Genomic DNA, 18,215 nt, shown 5'->3' with positions numbered 1-18,215 from the left:
GCTAACTATCAAACGCCTTTGGACGCTGCCAGGGTATACAAAAACTCTAAACCCAGCGTTGCGGCGGCAAGTGAAGTAATGTCGCCGTGGTCATAGGCGGGGTTCACTTCCACCACGTCCATGCCAACTAACTCCATGCCCACCATGCCGCGAATGACTTTTAGCATCAGGTCAGTAGACATACCGCCGCACACCGGTGTGCCGGTGCCTGGGGCGTAGGCGGGGTCGAGGCCGTCAATATCCAAGGTAACGTAGGCCGGGTGATAACCCACGCGGGCACGAATGCGCTCAAGCACGGCCGCGGCACCGTGGTCATTGACCCAGTCCGCATCCAATACCTCGTAAGGGTGGTTGTGGCGGTCATAGCTGGTGCGAATACCAATTTGCAGCGAGTGCTCGGGTACTACCAAGCCTTCCTTTAAAGCGTGGTGAAAAATGGTGCCGTGGTCAAAGCGGGTGCCTTGCTCGTAGGTGTCTGTGTGGGCGTCGAAATGGATCAGCGCCAGCGGGCCGTGCTCTCGGGCGTGGGCGCGCAGCAGTGGCAGGCTAATGTAGTGGTCGCCGCCCAGGGTAAGCATCTTTTTACCCGCTTTTAACCAGCGGTTGGCGTGGGTTTCCAGGTTATCGACCAGGCTTTCGGGCTCGCCATAGGCGTAATCAACGTTGCCCGCATCGCAAACCTTGAGACGGTCTTCCAAGGCGAAGTCCCATGGCCAGCGTTTGCCTTCCCAGATCAGGTTAGCGGTACTTTGACGAATAGCATTCGGCCCCATACGGGTGCCGGAACGACCTGAGCAGGCTAAATCAAAAGGAACGCCACTCACCACAACGTCGGCGTCGGTTGCCTTGGGATCCGTTGCTTTTGCTACGCCCATAAAGGTAGAAATCACATCGCCATAAAGACTGGGCATGGTTTGTGCAGACATAGCTTGTGGGTGGGTCACCGGTGTGCTTCTCCTTAGAGTGCTGGATTAACGCTGATAGTCGCTGGTGGGCGAATGAGAGGCAGACAATAAGCAATTTCTAGTAATAGATTAAATGAATGTTTAGAATTTAATCATTCGTGGTATGAATGATGAGAAGCTATGCGCTCGCTACGCCATTTCGACCTGAACTTGCTGCTGGTATTTGAGGCGCTGATGCGCGAGCGTCACGTTACTCGCGCGGCAGAAACGCTGCATTTAAGCCAACCCGCCTTGAGCCATGCCTTAAAACGGCTGCGTGAATCGTTGGATGATCCGCTACTAGTGCGTACCGAAAACGGTATGCAGCCGACACCCCGGGCACTCGCGCTGCTGCCCGTGGTGCAACAGGCGCTAGCGATGCTGCGACAAGGTCTTGCGCCCCCCGCAATGTTTACCCCTGCCAACAGCACGCGCCGTTTTACACTCGCCACCACGGATTACTTTGAAGAGGTCATGTACCCGCTCTTTTTAAGTCAGCTGTTGGCTTATGCGCCGGGCATTAGTTTTTCCATTGAACTTATAACCCCGGACGTACTGAATGAGGGTCTGGAGCAGCGCCAAATTGATATGGTGGTAGGGTTGGATAGCCAAAGCGCGCTGCCCAGTGGCGTGATTCAGACTCCCTGGATGGATGAAGAACTGGTCTGCCTGGCTGCTACCCACAATGATCGCGTGGGCGATGTGCTAAATATTGGTCAGTTTGCGGATGCGCTCCATGTGGAGCTGGCGGATATTAGCGGCCTGCGCCCCAGTAATATCGATAGCTGTCTTGTTCAACACGGCTTAACCCGCGGGGTCATCTCTAAAAACCTCAACTATATCGCTGCAGCGCGGGTGGTGGCGCTGACGGAAGCGATCATGACGCTCCCACGTCAAATGGCTGAACGGTTCGTTGCTATGCTGCCGGTGCGTTTGGTGGAGCCGCCTAAAGAGCTTCCGGCGCTGAAAATGACCCTGATTCAGCATGGGCTCTATGCCAATGATCCTGCTAACAGGTGGCTCTACCAGGTGCTTACTGAGTTTGCTAACGACTTTAGACGTTAAGGGAACCATCATGCACACTAATGGATGTTGTAATTAAACAACGCTGTTGTATCAAAGGTTGAATAGTATCTGGCAGCCACCCCGTTAGATCCTAGACTGCTATTAAGGCGTTATCACGGACGCCGCTAAAGGTGCAGGGCCCATTGAGCAACTGCGGCACTGCAATAAGGTTAAGCAAGGGAGAACAAGAGTGAAAATAGGCGCACCGAAAGAGAGTGCCCGGGGGGAAGCGCGTGTCGCGCTGACCCCTGAGAGCGCTAAGCAGATCCAAAAACTGGGCCACGAATGCTTGGTAGAAACCGGCGCTGGTTTAGCGGCGGGTTTTAATGACGACACTTATCGTGATGCGGGCGTTACCGTAGTAGACAGCGCCGATGCGCTCTGGAACGACGCTGATGTGGTCATTAAAGTCCGCGAGCCCTCAGATGAAGAGGCCGAGCGCCTGCGCAAAGGGCAAACATTGATCGCTTTCTTCTGGCCGGCGCAAAACGAAGCGCTGCTGGAGAAGTGTAAGTCCCAGGGCGCCACCGTTATTGCCATGGATATGGTGCCGCGTATTTCCCGGGCCCAGAAAATGGATGCGCTCTCCTCCATGGCCAATATCGCGGGCTACCGCGCGGTGATTGAGGCGGGCAACAACTTTGGCCGCTTCTTTACCGGCCAGGTAACCGCTGCCGGTAAGGTGCCCCCCGCCAAGGTATTGGTGATTGGCGCTGGCGTGGCGGGTTTGGCGGCGATCGGCACGGCCACCAGCTTGGGCGCCGTAGTGCGCGCCTTTGACGTGCGCCCCGAGGTCTCTGAACAAATCGAATCCATGGGCGCGGAGTTTCTGTTCCTCGATTTCGAAGATAGCCAGGACGGTTCCGAAAGCGGTGGCTATGCCTCGCCCTCAAGCCCGGAGTTCCGCGAGAAACAGCTGGAGTGCTTCCGCGAGCAGGCAGCCGATGTGGATATCGTGATTACCACGGCGCTGATTCCTGGCCGTCCCGCGCCCAAACTGTGGCTGGAAGATATGGTTGCGGCGATGAAGCCTGGTTCGGTGGTGATCGACTTAGCCGCCGAGAAGGGCGGCAACTGCGATCTGACCAAGCCTGACGAGCGGGTAGTATCGGATAACGGCGTTGTGGTGGTTGGCTACACTGACTTCCCTTCGCGCATGGCCACCCAGTCATCGCTGCTTTACGCCACCAATATCCGCCATATGCTGACCGACCTAACGCCTGAGAAAGAGGGCGTTATCAATCACAATATGGAAGACGATGTGATTCGTGGCGCCACGGTGACTCACCAGGGCGAAATAACCTTCCCGCCACCGCCGCCTAAAGTCAAAGCGATTGCTGCCGCTCAGCCGAAGAAGAAAGAGAAGGCGCCCACGCCAGAGGAGAAAAAAGCCACTGACCTGGCCACCTTCAAAGCGCAAACCAAACGCCAAGTGGGGCTGTTGGCCGCCGGTGGCGCGCTGATGCTGCTATTGGGGCAAGTGGCGCCGGTGTCGTTTATGCAGCACTTTATTGTCTTTGTGTTGGCCTGCTTTATCGGCTTCCAGGTGATCTGGAACGTAAGCCACTCGCTACATACACCGCTTATGGCGGTGACCAACGCAATCTCGGGCATCATTATTTTGGGGGCGATTCTGCAGATTGGCTCCGGCAGCGCCGTAGTGGGCGTGCTGGCGGCGATCTCGGTGCTTATCGCATCAATCAATATCGTGGGTGGCTTCCTGGTGACACGCCGGATGCTGGCCATGTTCCAAAAATCATAAGCGGCGGAGAGACGATATGTTAGGTCAAGGATTCGTATCTGCCGCGGCGATCGCGGCAAGCGTACTGTTTATTCTGTCGCTAGGCGGCTTGAGTAACCAGGAAAAAGCCAAGCGGGCCGTCTGGTACGGCATCGTGGGTATGGCGTTGGCAGTATTTTTTACCTCCTTAGGGCCGGGTATTGGCGGCTACTGGTGGTTAATTCCGATGATGGTGATTGGTGCTGGCATCGGCGTCTATGTGGCGGGCAAGGTCGAGATGACCGAAATGCCTCAGCTAGTGGCTGCGCTGCACAGTTTTGTCGGCTTGGCCGCGGTGTTTGTCGCCTGGAGCGCCGATTTAGAGCGCCGCCGTGTGCTGGCGGCACAAGCGGCCGATGGCGTTATGCAGGAGTTTTCTGCGTTTGCCGCGCTGGTCGCCACCAAGGCGCCTGACGAGCTCACCTTTCTGCAGATTGAAGTAGTGTTCGCTATCTTTATCGGTGCAGTGACCTTCACTGGTTCGGTGGTGGCGTTCGGTAAGCTGGCCGGTAAAGTGGATGGCAAACCTCGCCAACTGCCCGGTGGGCATATGCTTAATGCCGGAGCGGCGGTGCTGTCACTGCTGTTAGCAATCTTGTACCTCAATGGCGCGGGCTTCTGGACGCTGATTGTGCTCGCAGCGCTGTCGTTCTTTATCGGTTACCACCTGATTATGGGCATTGGCGGTGCCGATATGCCGGTAGTGGTATCGATGCTCAACAGCTACTCCGGCTGGGCAGCCGCCGCTATCGGCTTCACGCTCTCTAATGATCTGCTGATTGTCACCGGTGCGCTGGTAGGCTCCTCCGGCGCAATTCTCTCTTACATCATGTGTAAGGCGATGAACCGCAACTTCGTCAATGTGATTCTAGGCGGCTTTGGCGGCAGCCAAGGGCCTGCGGCCGAGATTGAAGGCGAGCAGGTGGCTATTGACGCCGGTGGTGTAGCGAGCGCTCTGAACGATGCCGACAGCGTCATCATCGTGCCGGGCTACGGCATGGCGGTGGCCCAGGCGCAAACCGCGGTGAGCGACTTGGTGCGTAAATTGCGCGCTGCCGGTAAAACCGTGCGTTTCGGTATCCACCCAGTCGCGGGCCGCTTGCCAGGGCATATGAACGTGCTGCTGGCGGAGGCCAAGGTGCCTTACGATATCGTGCTGGAAATGGATGAAATCAATGACGACTTCCCTACTACCGACGTGGTCATCGTGATTGGCTCCAACGACATCGTTAACCCCGCGGCTGAGGAAGATCCCAATAGCCCCATCGCCGGTATGCCGGTATTGAAGGTGTGGGAGGCGAAACAGGTGTTTGTCAGCAAACGCGGTCAGGGTACCGGTTACTCCGGTATCGAAAACCCGCTGTTCTTCAAAGACAACACGCGCATGTTTTATGGCGATGCACGGGATAGCCTGAATACACTGCTGCCGTTGATTGATTAGGCCTTTGCAACTTAGCTATACGCTAGGTTACTACTAGCCATTCACTACTGAGCCCGCGAGCAATCGCGGGCTTTTTAGTTTCTGTGCAGGGCACTGCTACTCCTGCTATGGTCGAATACCACCTTATGTGTTGAGCAATCGCTACTATGAATCAACGGCCCAATCCCCGAGTGCTACTGCGCTTGCTGGGTTTACTGCGCCCCTACCGCACGCGGCTAGCCCTTGCTGGCTTAGCGCTACTTATGGCCTCGGGAAGCGTGCTCCTGCTGGGGAATGGATTGCGTCTAGTCATCGACAGAGGCTTTCTCGCTGCTGATCAGCAGGCGTTGGCCCAAACACTGGGTTTAATGCTAGCCGTCGTCACGGTGCTGGCGTTTGCCTCCGCACTGCGCTACTACCAAGTTACCTGGATTGGCGAGCGCTTGGCCGCCGACCTGCGCCAGCGGGTGTTTGATCATTTACTCACCTTGGAGCCAAGCTTTTTCGAGAGCGCAAGCGATGGTCGAGCCGCCGGAGAGATCGCATCACGCCTGACGGCGGACACCAGCGTACTACAGAGCCTGTTTGGCTCCTCGGTATCGCTGGCGCTGCGAAATCTGTTCATGCTGGTGGGCGCCGTGGTGCTCATGCTGGTGACCCAACCGTGGCTCTCGGCGATGGTACTGATAGGTATCCCCGCCACTCTGCTACCTATCGTGTGGTACGGCCGCCGGGTGCGGCGGCTTTCGCGTACCAGTCAGGATCGCGTGGCCGAACTGGGACGCTATGCTGAGGAGGCGCTGAGCGGTATCAAAACGCTCCAGGCATTTACCCACGAGGCGGTGGATAAAAGCCACTATGGCCAGCGAGTTGAACAGGCCTTTGGCAGCGCCGTAGAGCGCACCCAGCAGCGCGCCTGGTTAACCGGTGTCGCTATGCTAGTGGTGTTTACGGCGGTTGGCTTAATGCTCTGGCAGGGCGGTCAGGCGGTGCTAGACGGCACCATGAGCGCGGGTGAGCTATCGGCGTTTATCTTTTACGCCGTGCTGGCAGCAGGGGCAATTGCTACCCTGGCCGAGGTGGCCGGGGATGTACAGCGTGCGGCAGGAGCGGCGGAGCGCTTATTGGAGCTGCTCGATACCCAGCCCGCTATCCAGTCGCCGGTAAATCCGCAGAGTTTGCTAAGCCCTTCGCGTGGTGAGATTACCCTGGAGAATGTCACGTTTACCTACCCCGGCCGGGAAACCCCAGCGCTTGAAGGGTTTGATCTGCATATTAAGCCGGGAGAACGAGTGGCTGTGGTGGGGCCTTCCGGGGCAGGTAAAAGCACTTTGTTGGCGCTGCTGCTACGCTTTTATGACCCCAGCCAGGGACGCATTACCTTGGATGATAGGGATGTCCGTGCGCTAGATCTTGCCGCCTTACGCAGGGCCATGGGGTTGGTGTCGCAAGAGCCGGTGCTGTTTAGCGGCTCGGTGGCCGAGAATCTACGCTACGGAGACCCCGAGGCTGATATCGATAGATTACGCATTGCCGCCCAGGACGCCAGCGCCCTCGACTTTATCGACGCGCTCCCTCAAGGCTTTGATACGCCCCTAGGCCCCGGTGGGGTGCAGCTCTCCGGTGGCCAGCGTCAGCGGCTCGCTATTGCCCGAGCACTGCTCAAAAATCCTGCGGTACTGCTATTGGATGAAGCCACCAGCGCCTTGGATGCAGAAAGTGAGCGGCTGGTGCAGCAGGCGCTGGATCGACTGATGGTTGGGCGCACCAGCATCGTGATCGCCCATCGGCTGGCGACTGTCATCGCCGCTGACCGCTTACTGGTGCTTGAGGGTGGGAAACTGGTAGCGGCGGGCACTCACGCGGAATTGCTCACCACCAGCGCGCTCTATCGTCATTTAGCCGCGTTGCAGTTTGGCGGTGAAACGTTATAAAACGGTTCTTTTAACTATGGGAATACCTATGTCGAGCTTCTTTCAGCGCCTTAACGCCGTTAATGCCCCTTCGATTGGCCTGGGCTGCATGAACCTCTCCCACGGTTACGGCAGCATGGTGCCGGAAAGCGCAGCCCTACGGGCGCTGGATGAGGCCTTTGATATGGGCTATCGCCACTTTGATACCGCCACGCTGTATGGCGCCACGGCCAATGAAAGTGTGGTTGGGCGAGCTTTGGAGGGTAAGCGGCATCAGCTCTTTCTGGCCAGTAAATGCGGCATGGCGATGGATCCTGAGTCAGGCAAGCGGGTCATTGATGGTCGCCCGGAAACCCTGCGCAAGCAGTGCGAAGCGAGCCTTGCACGCCTGCGTACCGACCATTTAGATCTCTACTACCTGCACCGCTTGGATCGCCAAGTCCCCATTGAAGAGAGCGTGGGTGCGCTGGGGCGTCTGGTGGAAGAAGGCAAAATCGGTGGCGTGGGGCTCTCTGAAATTTCTGCGCTAACGCTGCGCCGCGCGGTCGCCGAATATCCCATTGCCGCGGTGCAGTCGGAATACTCGCTGTGGACGCGCAATCCTGAAATTGCGTTGATTCATGCGTGTCGAGAATTGGATGTTGCTCTGGTAGCGTTTAGTCCGCTGGGGCGAGGTTTCTTAACTGGCGCTATCAAAGACCCGGCGCGCCTAGAAGAGGGCGATATGCGCCGACATATGCCGCGCTTTAGTGCCGAGAACTACCCACACAACCTAACGCTATTTGCCCGCCTGGTGGCGCTGGCGCAGGCCTTAAGCGTCACGCCAGGGCAACTGGCACTGGCGTGGTTGATGGCTCAAGGGGAGGATATTATCCCTATTCCAGGTACCCGCTCGCCTGAACATATGCGCGAGAACTTAGCAGCGGAAACGCTGCACCTTGATGTCACCAGCTTGTCTCAGTTGAATGCCATGATGACGCCAGACCAAGTGGCAGGCGCCCGCTACAGCGAGGCCCAGCAGGTAGATATCGACACCGAAGAATTTTAACCACTGTAGCGCTAGCAGACTGCCGATGTATAAAAGCTATTAGATCGGTCACTAAAAGCAAATTGTGCCTATGAAGGATCTGCTTTAAAACAGTACCAAGTGAGTGAAGCGCCCTTTCCCTGCACAGCAGGCAGAGCGATGGCACTATCGTAAGGGCGCTCACCGTCAGTTGACTTGGTAGCTTAAGATGAGTGCAACCAAGACAAAAGCAAAAAAGGGAGAGAGCTATGAGTGGTAAATGTCCTGTAATGCATGGTGGTAATACCTCCACGGGCACGTCGAACAAAGACTGGTGGCCGGAAGGGATCAACCTGGATATCTTGCACCAGCATGACCGCAAAACAAACCCGATGGATACTGATTTCGACTATCGGGAAGAGGTCAGAAAGCTTGATTTTGACGCGCTCAAGCAAGACGTCCATGCGCTGATGACCGACAGCCAAGCCTGGTGGCCTGCCGATTGGGGTCACTACGGTGGTTTGATGATCCGTATGGCGTGGCACTCCGCGGGTACTTATCGTCTTGCTGACGGCCGTGGTGGCGGTGGTACCGGTAGCCAGCGTTTTGCACCGCTCAACTCCTGGCCCGATAACGTCAGCCTGGATAAAGCGCGTCGCCTGCTGTGGCCGATCAAGAAAAAGTACGGCAACAAAATTAGCTGGGCTGACCTGATGATTCTGGCAGGTACCGTTGCCTATGAATCCATGGGGCTACCCGCTTATGGCTTCTCCTTTGGTCGCGAAGATATTTGGCACCCGGAAAAAGACATCTACTGGGGCGATGAGAAAGAGTGGTTGGCGCCTTCTGACGAGCGCTACGGTGACGTTAAAAATGCCGAAACCATGGAAAACCCGTTAGCCGCCGTACAGATGGGGCTTATCTACGTTAACCCCGAAGGCGTTAACGGTGTCCCTGACCCGCTGCTGACGGCTCAGCATGTACGCGAAACCTTCGCACGCATGGCCATGAACGACGAAGAAACGGCTGCGCTAACCGCCGGTGGACACACCGTGGGTAAGTGTCACGGTAACGGCGACGCGGCTGCGCTGGCTGCTGAACCAGAAGCCTCTGACGTTGAAAATCAGGGCTTCGGTTGGGGCAACCCCACCATGGGTGGCAAAGCGAGCAATGCGGTGACATCCGGCATTGAAGGCGCCTGGACCACCAATCCGACTCAGTTCGACATGGGCTATTTCGACCTGCTGTTTGGACACGAGTGGGAGCTGCGCAAGAGCCCCGCAGGCGCTCACCAGTGGGAGCCGGTGAACATTAAGGAAGAGGACAAGCCGGTTGACGCTAGTGACCCCTCTATCCGTCACAATCCGATCATGACCGATGCGGATATGGCCATGAAAATGGATCCGACCTATCGCGCCATTTGTGAAAAATTCATGGCGGATCCGGAGTACTTCAAGCAAACCTTCGCCAAGGCGTGGTTCAAACTGACCCACCGTGATTTAGGCCCGAAAGCGCGCTACATCGGCCCGGAAGTGCCTGCTGAAGACCTGATCTGGCAGGATCCCATTCCGGCTGGCAGCACCGACTACAGCGAAGAAGTCGTTAAGCAGAAAATCGCCGAGGCCGGCCTGAGCATCAGTGACATGGTCAGCACCGCCTGGGACAGTGCCCGCACTTACCGCGGCTCTGACATGCGCGGCGGTGCCAACGGTGCCCGCATTCGTTTAGCGCCTCAGAAGGATTGGGAAGGCAACGAGCCTGCGCGTCTCTCCAGCGTATTAGCAGTGTACGAGAAGATTTCTGCTGACACCGGCGCTAGCCTTGCCGACGTGATCGTTCTGGCCGGTAGTTTCGCCATTGAGAAAGCCGCCAAAGCCGCAGGCTACGACGTTCGCGTACCTTTCCTGAAAGGGCGTGGTGATGCTTCTGCTGAAATGACCGATGGCGAATCGTTCGAGCCGCTAGAGCCGCTGGCTGACGGTTTCCGTAACTGGCAGAAGAAAGACTATGTGGTGAAGCCGGAAGAGCTGTTGCTGGATCGCGCTCAACTGATGGGGCTGACCGGGCCGGAAATGGTCGTGCTACTGGGTGGTATGCGTGTGCTCGGTACTAACTACGGTGGCACCAAGCACGGCGTATTCACAGACCGCGAAGGCCAGTTGACCAACGACTTCTTCGTTAACTTGACCGATATGGGCAACAGCTGGAAGCCGGTGGGCAAAAATGCCTATGAGATCCGCGACCGTCAAACAGATGCTGTGAAGTGGACGGCTACCCGCGTTGACCTGGTGTTCGGTTCTAACTCGCTGCTGCGCTCCTACGCGGAGGTCTACGCCCAGGATGATAACGACGAGAAATTTGTCAAAGACTTCGTCGCCGCCTGGACGAAAGTGATGAACGCGGATCGCTTTGACGTCGCCTAATTACCAAGCGTTTTAGTTCTTGTAAGTAAGCCTGCATCTTCGGATGCAGGCTTTTTTTTATTAGGCTCTCACTAAAAGGCCTGAGTCCGGTGTAGTACCGAAATCAGGCCTTGGCCGCTGAGTTTTTCACTGTCCAAGTTTATGGGGTCAGCTCAAAGCGGGTGCCTTTTAGCCTTATTAATAATGAGAGATTAGAACTCTTCCCACTCCGCTACTTCATGCTTCTGCTGAGTGGCCTGAGGAGGGCGGCTAGGCGCTTGAGGTAGTGCAGAGCCAGTCCGGGCTTTATGTGCTGCCGTATAGGGTAGCGCAGAGTGCTCAGCGCCACCTTCACTAAGCACAAACTCGCTCATCAGTTGATCCAGCCGCTGCGCATTGTCGCGCATATTGGTGGCAAGCGTGGCGCTCTGGCTGACCATGGCAGCATTCTGCTGGGTCATCATATCCATCTCTGCCACTGCGGTATTGACCTGTTGGATGCCAGTGGTCTGTTCCCGGGCGCCGGCGGCAATCTCGGCGATTACATCCGAGACCTGGGTAACGCTGTGACGAATCTCATTCATACGTTCAGCCGCCGCCTTAACGATATCGCTGCCTTCTCTTGAGTGACTCACGGACATATCAATCAGCGCACGAATATCATGCGCCGCAGAGGCTGAGCGACTGGCTAGCGTGCGCACTTCGTTGGCGACCACGGCGAACCCACGGCCCTGCTCGCCGGCGCGGGCAGCCTCCACGGATGCGTTGAGTGCCAATATATTGGTTTGAAATGCAATCGAGTCAATCAAGCCAATAATGTCGCTTATTTTATTGGCCGAATCACTGATCGCGGCCATCTTGGCTTCCATTTGATTCATCGAATCGGTGCCGCGCTCTGAGGCACTGGCGGCTTCTAGCGCGAGGCTATTCGCCTGTTCAGAGGCCTGGGAGGTATGCGCTACCGTGGAGTGAATTTGTTCCATTGAGGCAGACGTTTCCTGGAGATTAGCCGCCGCTTGTTCGGTACGCGATGAAAGCTCATGAGTACCATCCGCCATATCGCTGGCATCGGATAATACCGTGCGAGCGTTTTGGCGCACTTCCTGAAGGGTAGACTGCATGCGCTCCACAAAGGCATTAAAGCCGTGGGCGAGGTCGCCAATTTCATCCTGGGTTTTGGCTTCTAAACGGCGCGTCAAATCGCCTTTACCTTTGGCAATATCCGCCATGGCACTGGCGGTATGCTTGATAGGAGCAAGTGAACGCCGCGCCGCATAGGCAACCACCACCAGCAGCAATACCAATAGCAGTCCCCCCGCCAGCAGCAGCGACTGCAGCAGGCTGTTAGTCACGGTGGTAAAGGCAGTGATGGGCACGGTGACCCCGACCACCCAGGAAGTGCCTTCCACCGGGCTCCACATGAGCACGGTCTGCTCACCGCTGGGCATGGTTATTTCACCGGAGCCCGCCGTGCCGCTGAGTATTTGCTGACTCAATGCATCCAGCCCTTGGTAGCCCTGCTGGTCGGCATCGGTGTAATTGAGCGACATGCGATACTCTTCAACCGGATGAGCAATGACTTGCCCTTGGCTGTCGATTAGCCAGCCGTAGCTGCCTTCGCCAACATTAATATCGGAGGTGATATCAGATACGGCGGCCATGGAAACGGTCATGCCCAGCAGTCCCGCTCGATTGCCACGCTCATCGAATACAGTATCAGCGACAATAGCTGTTGGCAGGCCGCTCACCATGGAGATAACCGGGTCGCTGAGCAGACTATCCTGGGTGCCGTCCGTCACTAAGGCTTTGAAATAAGGACGTTCGGCTATCTCCAAGTTGACGCCTGCGTGAGTTAGGGTCGCTCCGGATGCGTCAGCAAAGAACAGTGACTCGATGGTGCCCCCCGGCGGGTAGCGCTTTTCGAGCCAAGCGCGGTGAGACGTAAGCGGCACGTCTTCCACCAACCGCTCATCCTGAGCAAGTACGGAGATCCAATTGCGGTACCCGGTAATCCAGCGGCTGATTTCATCTGCCCGAGCTTCTACCTGCCGCTTACCGGCATTATCGATTAACGCTGGAATAGCCTGGTTAAGCTGTTGATTGACCACAAAGCCTAAAATAACGGCTACCACTAAGAGAGGAATAGCGACAGCGACCAGCAGTTTCTGCGTCAGTGAGAGACGAGAAATTTTTTTCATTTGTTGCCTCGATATGTTGGCCAGTAGCAGAGCACAAGGATGTTGGCGAGTGTCATACTCTGGCTGTTTAATGGTTCCCTGGTTTTATTCTTACTGCCGCTACTCATTAGCGGCGAATGGTGCACTTGCTTTCATGATTGCTTTTTTAATATTTTTTTAAGCTAATATAGTAATGTTAAGCTAAGAACTTGTTTCAGCTTTTAGTGTAATTTTTGTTTGGTTGTTGTGTAACGTTTATATACCTTTTGTTTTTCTTTGCTGCTTTATTAAATCACCAGGGTAATCCACGTCAGAACATACCCCTGGGTCGCTGAGAGAGAAGTATATAACGCAGTCGCTATGCTTTTTGATGACAGTGTTTGCACCCTTGTCGTTTTCTAAAAGTGCCAGTTCGCTCCAGAATTTTCTTCCAAACACAACAGGATGCCCCGGATTTCCTTGGTGTAGCGGTTGTACAATACTGTCTGGAGTGGCCGCTTTTGTTAATACACTGCATGTTTCTTCGCTTACCCAGGGGAGGTCGGCCAACCATACTGCGGCAGCACGAAAATGATGTACGCTTTCATCGCTGCAGAGTTGTCTAAAAGCATCGCTAATACTGTAACCAAGGCCTAAATGACTGCGCTGACTAATAATAGTGTGATGTGTTGGTGTAAGGCCGAGTGACTGGGGAGTATCTTCGGGTTTAATAACAACGCGGCGATTAGAAAAATTTTTCTGAATAGTTCGTAAAGTGGAACTAAGCAGCGTTTCCCCATTGTCGAATCTGGCGACTCTTTTATCGCTGCCAAAGCGGTTTGATTGGCCTGCCGCCATCACGATGACTATGATATCGCTACAAGGCATGGCGTTCTTTTCCGCGAGAGAGGCGAACAATATCGGCCATCACGGCTAGCGCAATTTCAGCCGGTGTTTTGCTACCCAGATTAAGCCCAATGGGCATGGCAATTCTTGCTACTTGGCTTTCCGTCATGCCGCCAGAACGTAACAGCCGTTCGGCACGCTGCTGTGATGTCTGCTGAGAGCCCATAACGCCAATGTAAAAGGCTTCCGTTCGGACGGCTTCGATCATTGCTAAATCATCGATACGCGGGTCGTGGGTCAAGGCCACAACGGCGGTATTGGCATGGCAACCGCCCGAGGCGATAAACACGGAGGGCAGCACCGCCTGCACTTCCACGCCCGCGACAGCAAAATTTTGCCTAGCCTCGTCTCTGGGATCGCAGACAATCACCTCAAAGCCCAGCGTTTGGGCAAACAGGGCACATGGCGCAGAGATCGCGGAGATCCCCGCGATGATCAGCCGTAGCGCAGGGCCTATGCGAATATTGACGCTAGCTGTATCGAAGGTAACGGCGGGCTCGGTGTTATTCGAGAGGTTAAACCGCTTACCGCTGCCATCCAACTTGATACAGCGGATGAGCGGTTGGCGACCCAGTAGCGTGGCATGCATCACTTCTAAGTGAGTGAGGTTTTCGGTGTTGGGCGCTAGCCGCTCAACCAGTATTTCTAGGCTACCACCGCAGGGTAAGCGAATATTCGCTGAACCAGCATCCCCGCCATAGCGCACCCGTTGAACCGGTTCGTTAAACTCACCCTTTTGAAGCCTTGCGATAAAGTCTTCTTCGACACAGCCACCCGACAGTGACCCCAGATAGTCGCCTGTCGAACATGCTACCAGCATGGCACCTGGCTCCCGGGGGGCCGAGCCAAAGGTTTTCATAACTGTGCATAGCCAAACGGTCAGCCCCTGGTTGGCCCACTTCAGTGCCCGTTCGATAACCTGTAGATCAAGGTGGTGCATTAACTAGCCGCCTCCATGGGGAGTCGAAGGGAGGCTTTCAGTGCATCGCGAATGGTGTCAGGGGTAAAAGGGGGATGGGTAAAGCGTACCCCCGTGGCATCAAAAAGCGCATTGGCAATCGCAGGAGCACCGGGTAGTGAGGCAGACTCTCCAACGCCGAGTGGGGGCAGTGCAGGGCGATCAAGCAGCATGACGTCGATGGGAGGAAGCTCTGAGAAACGCAGAATGGGGTAGCCGCCCCACTCTCTGCTGGTCGGTAAACCATCCTCAAAGGTTACCCGCTCCTTTAACGTGCGGCTGAGCATCTGGATCACATTGCCATGCACCTGATGGCGAACGCCGGCGGGGTTCACCATTAAGCCCGCATCCTGACCCACATATAAGTTCTCGACGACAACCCGCCCACTCTTCACATTGACTTTAAGTTCAATCACCCAGGCGGCAAGCGCGGCACCAAAGCCGGGAAATTTACTATGTACGTACTGGGCGTAAGCGAAGCCTCGGCCGTAGCGCCACTCGCCATCGCTACTCGGATTGGCGTTAGCGGTGCAGGGTTTCCAGTTCGCACGTTCGGCTAACGCTTCGACAAGCTCGCAGGCGCGGTTATCGGTTAAGTAGCGCAACCGATAGGCGACAGGATCTTCACCCGCCAAGTAGGCGAGTTCATCAATATAGCTTTCGTGGGCGAAGGTGCTGGGCAGCGCCGAGACGCCACGCAGCCAGGAGGCACGCACCAGGGTCGGGACGTCGTCGCACACTATTTGGCGATGAGGGTAGCTGTAGGGCGGCACCGACGTTCGATCCCCCATTTCAAAGGGGATATCAATAGGTGAGGCAGCACCGGTTAGCAGTAGTGCCAGGGTGGGCGCACTGTTAGAGGGGTAGCGCGTATTAAAGCGATAGCCTGCTGGGCTGCCATCTGCGTTTAAGCCGCCCTGAATGGCCATATACTGAGCAGCCCCTTTAGGCTCCCAGGTGTGCTCCTGCTCACGGGTTAGTTGCACACGAACAGGTCGACCCACCGCCTGAGAGAGCAGCACGGCATCGGCGCCAACGTCGTCGGCGCAGTTGCGGCCATAGCAGCCCGAGGTTTCCATGCGGGTAATGGTGATAACGCCTTCATCCAAACCGGTAAGGCGGGCGAGGTCGGCGCGCAGGCTGTGTGGATTTTGGGTGCCCGACCATACGTGAAGGCCATCTTCGTTGGCATCGGCGACGGAGCACGAAGGGCCGATAGAGCCATGCAGTTGGAAAGGCCACACATAGTGACGATTGAGCGGATGTTGCGCGGCGGCCAGAGCGTTATCGAGATCACCCTCTTCGAGGAGTATGCGCTGTTTGCTGGGCAGGTCGAGCAGTGCTTGCTCTATGTTGTCCAACTGAGGCAAGCCTTCGATTGGGCGCCACTGGATCTTTAGCTGTTTGGCTGCGGCAGCAGCCTGCTCTTCACGCTCGGCCACCACGCCAACAAAGTCACCGACCACCACGACGCTTACCACACCTGGCAAATGCGCCACAGAGCTTTCATCTACCGCGATTAAACTGTTGCCAATAAAGTCGCCGCTATCATGGCCTACATAAGGCGGGCGAATCACTCGTCCATGCAGCATGTCGGGCAGGCGTAGGTCGTGGATAAAGGTCAATTGCCCGGTGGCCTTGGCGGGTATATCCACGCGGGAGGTCGATTGGCCGACCAGGGTATAATGGCTGACCGGCTTAAGCGGCACCTCATCGGCAAGCTTTAATGCATGACGGGTGCCCTGCAGCAACTCCCCAAAGCTAACGGATGAGCGGTTATTATCACTTGGCGTAATAGCGCCGTTCTGGCAGCTAAGTAGTGAGCGCTCAGTGTCAAAGTGCTTTGCTGCCAGGGTTAATAGGTACTCCCGCGCCTGTGCCGCAGCTCGGCGTAGAGGCTCGGCAGTGATCTGAATCGATGCACTGGCTATGGTGGGGCCTTGGTTGGGGGCTTCAACGGAGTTGCCCAGCACCATGGTGACGCCGTCGAACGCGACGCTAAGCTCTTCTGCGACAATTTGAGCGAGCGCCGTGCGTATGCCAGTGCCCAGGTCTACGTGGCCGTTGAAAGCCACGATATGACTATCGCTCAGCACGGCAATGAAGATCTCAGGCTCATGGGGGGTGAAGTTTGAGTGTGTACCTGGCTGTCCGGGCGCGGGCTTGGGGGGCGTAACCGGGTCGCGATAGATCACCAGAACATCAGACCCATACAGCAGTGACTCTCTTGTATAGTCTGATTTATCAGCCATGTCTGCCTCCCACGCTCGCGTTTACGATGATCAGTGCGGATGAATTTTAGGTGATGAAAGAGCGATAACTAAGGTAAAATTATAGCGTGTACGCCATAAAAGCATGATGAATTGATCCAGCGCAAGCAGTATTTAAAGCGTTGATGCATCATTTTGTTAACCAGTGCCATACTCGATACACGTCGTCGCTAATAGATTAAGGATATGGAATGACAACGGATAGTGCGCTCAAACACTCGTCTTCCGGTGAGCACCCCACGCCTTCAGAGCAGGGGTATGATTTTTCTGAGCAAGTAGGGCATCTACTGCGTAAAGCCTACCAGCGGCATACGGCTATTTTTCAGCGCTACAGCAGCGATAAACAGCTCACGGCCATTCAATTTGTAACGCTGTGCACGGTGATGGAGCGCGGCCCCAGCTCGTTAACCGATATCGTCAACGCCACGGCGATTGATCCCGCCACTATCCGTGGCGTCATTAAACGTCTTAAAGCGCGGGGGTGGATCTCGCTAACCACCGACCCCAATGATCAACGTAAAGTCATGGTCGTGATCACTGAGGCCGGGGAGACATTAGTCGAGGCTATGGTTCCCAGTGCCAAGCAAATTAGCGATCAGACCATGAAAAATCTCAACCCGGCAGAGCGGGTTGCCTTAATGCATCTGCTGGAAAAAATGAACGCGGACTGATGACTCAACAGAGACGTCCGCTTCACCTGCGTTTTCGGATACTCCTAACGCTTCATTAAGTATCCCAGTGTTTCATCCAGTCCAATCACATCGCCATATTTGCTATCGATATCAAACAGGTTGGCTTCATGGGGCGCGGGGTGGCGATCGCCCACGCAATCACGTACCACCATCACCCGAAAGCCGTGCTGTACGCCGTCAACGGCGGTGGCGCGAATGCAGCCGCTGGTGGAGCAGCCGGTGATGATCAGCGTATCGATACCCATGGCGACCAGCGTGGAGGCGAGCGAGGTGCCAAAGAACGCGCTGGCATACTGCTTGGTCATTACCAGCTCATCTTCACGGGGTGCCACCTCGGAGCAGAACTCGGCGTAAGGGTTGCCCGCCACCATCGCCCGCATGACCGGCGCCTTCTTGACCCAAATGCCGCCATCGATTTGATCCGGGGCGTGATAAAGGATGTTGGTGTGGATAACAGGCGTGCCAGTGCGCCGTGCGGTATTGAGTAGCGGCGGCATATTGGCCACCGCATCCACCACGCCCTGGGCAAATAGCGGCGAACCTGGTGTGGTGTAGCCTTGCATAAAATCAACCACCAGCAGCGCGGGCCTTTTGCCAAAACCGATGCGCCCATCCCACACGCCTCGGTAGTTGTCCGTGGCAGTGTTATCGCTAACGCCATCGCTGTTATCAGTCGTGTGTGGCGACATGGTCGTCTCCTTAA

At 56.0% G+C, this 18,215-nt stretch carries 13 protein-coding genes; 7 read left to right on the top strand and 6 right to left on the bottom strand.

Going from position 1 to position 18,215, the window contains the following annotated elements:
* Window positions 1–8: 8 nt before the first annotated feature.
* Entirely contained in the window at window positions 9–911 is a 903-nt protein-coding gene (speB, locus tag U738_RS13380) for an agmatinase (RefSeq protein ID WP_035583573.1), read from the bottom strand.
* Window positions 912–1,085: 174 nt separating this feature from the next.
* Here speB and U738_RS13375 point away from each other — a divergent pair, with 174 nt between their 5' ends.
* The 6 genes from U738_RS13375 (at window position 1,086) to katG (ending at window position 10,551) form a co-directional block, all read left to right on the top strand.
* On the top strand, window positions 1,086–2,009 hold the full coding sequence (locus tag U738_RS13375) for a LysR family transcriptional regulator (protein WP_035581355.1): 924 nt from the start codon (window positions 1,086–1,088) through the stop codon (window positions 2,007–2,009).
* Between the two features lie 190 nt (window positions 2,010–2,199).
* Entirely contained in the window at window positions 2,200–3,771 is a 1,572-nt protein-coding gene (locus U738_RS13370; protein WP_035581353.1) for a Re/Si-specific NAD(P)(+) transhydrogenase subunit alpha, read from the top strand.
* A gap of 16 nt (window positions 3,772–3,787) precedes the next feature.
* Window positions 3,788–5,230, top strand: a complete 1,443-nt coding sequence (locus U738_RS13365; RefSeq protein ID WP_035581351.1) for an NAD(P)(+) transhydrogenase (Re/Si-specific) subunit beta — start codon at window positions 3,788–3,790, stop codon at window positions 5,228–5,230.
* Window positions 5,231–5,376: 146 nt separating this feature from the next.
* Window positions 5,377–7,143 carry an ABC transporter transmembrane domain-containing protein gene (locus U738_RS13360; RefSeq protein WP_035581350.1) on the top strand — a complete coding sequence of 589 codons (1,767 nt, stop codon included), beginning with the start codon at window positions 5,377–5,379 and terminating at the stop codon, window positions 7,141–7,143.
* Window positions 7,144–7,171: 28 nt separating this feature from the next.
* On the top strand, window positions 7,172–8,170 hold the full coding sequence (locus tag U738_RS13355; protein ID WP_035581348.1) for an aldo/keto reductase: 999 nt from the start codon (window positions 7,172–7,174) through the stop codon (window positions 8,168–8,170).
* A 227-nt stretch (window positions 8,171–8,397) separates the two neighbouring features.
* Window positions 8,398–10,551, top strand: a complete 2,154-nt coding sequence (gene katG, locus U738_RS13350) for a catalase/peroxidase HPI (protein ID WP_035581347.1) — start codon at window positions 8,398–8,400, stop codon at window positions 10,549–10,551.
* 191 nt (window positions 10,552–10,742) lie between these two features.
* Here katG and htc1 read toward each other — a convergent pair whose 3' ends face one another.
* The 4 genes from htc1 to U738_RS13330 all read right to left on the bottom strand — a co-directional run bounded on the left by htc1 (window position 10,743) and on the right by U738_RS13330 (window position 16,802).
* Window positions 10,743–12,728 carry a methyl-accepting chemotaxis protein Htc1 gene (gene htc1, locus U738_RS13345; protein ID WP_035581345.1) on the bottom strand — a complete coding sequence of 662 codons (1,986 nt, stop codon included), beginning with the start codon at window positions 12,726–12,728 and terminating at the stop codon, window positions 10,743–10,745.
* 234 nt (window positions 12,729–12,962) lie between these two features.
* Window positions 12,963–13,574: a nucleotidyltransferase family protein gene (locus U738_RS13340; RefSeq protein WP_035581339.1), complete on the bottom strand. Its 612-nt coding sequence runs from the start codon at window positions 13,572–13,574 to the stop codon at window positions 12,963–12,965.
* Window positions 13,564–14,532, bottom strand: coding sequence for an XdhC family protein (locus U738_RS13335; RefSeq protein ID WP_035581338.1), 969 nt, complete (start codon window positions 14,530–14,532; stop codon window positions 13,564–13,566). Before U738_RS13335 ends, U738_RS13340 begins: the two co-directional genes overlap by 11 nt.
* A complete protein-coding gene (locus U738_RS13330) occupies window positions 14,532–16,802 on the bottom strand; it encodes a xanthine dehydrogenase family protein molybdopterin-binding subunit (protein WP_035581336.1) in 2,271 nt (756 codons plus the stop codon). The genes U738_RS13335 and U738_RS13330 overlap by 1 nt, the downstream gene beginning before the upstream one ends.
* 209 nt (window positions 16,803–17,011) lie before the next feature.
* Between U738_RS13330 and U738_RS13325 the strand changes: the two genes are divergently transcribed.
* Window positions 17,012–17,491, top strand: coding sequence for a MarR family winged helix-turn-helix transcriptional regulator (locus U738_RS13325; RefSeq protein ID WP_035581334.1), 480 nt, complete (start codon window positions 17,012–17,014; stop codon window positions 17,489–17,491).
* Between the two features lie 44 nt (window positions 17,492–17,535).
* On the opposite strand, the gene U738_RS13320 is transcribed toward U738_RS13325, so the two are convergent.
* Window positions 17,536–18,201 (bottom strand): N-carbamoylsarcosine amidohydrolase, encoded by a 666-nt coding sequence (locus U738_RS13320; protein ID WP_027957174.1) that lies wholly within the window; start codon window positions 18,199–18,201, stop codon window positions 17,536–17,538.
* Window positions 18,202–18,215 lie beyond the last annotated feature (14 nt).

The sequence above is a fragment of the Halomonas sp. TG39a genome, from assembly GCF_000744395.1.
GTDB classification, from domain to species: Bacteria; Pseudomonadota; Gammaproteobacteria; order Pseudomonadales; family Halomonadaceae; genus Vreelandella; species Vreelandella ventosae_B.
This window is presented reverse-complemented; position numbering and strand designations above follow the sequence as displayed.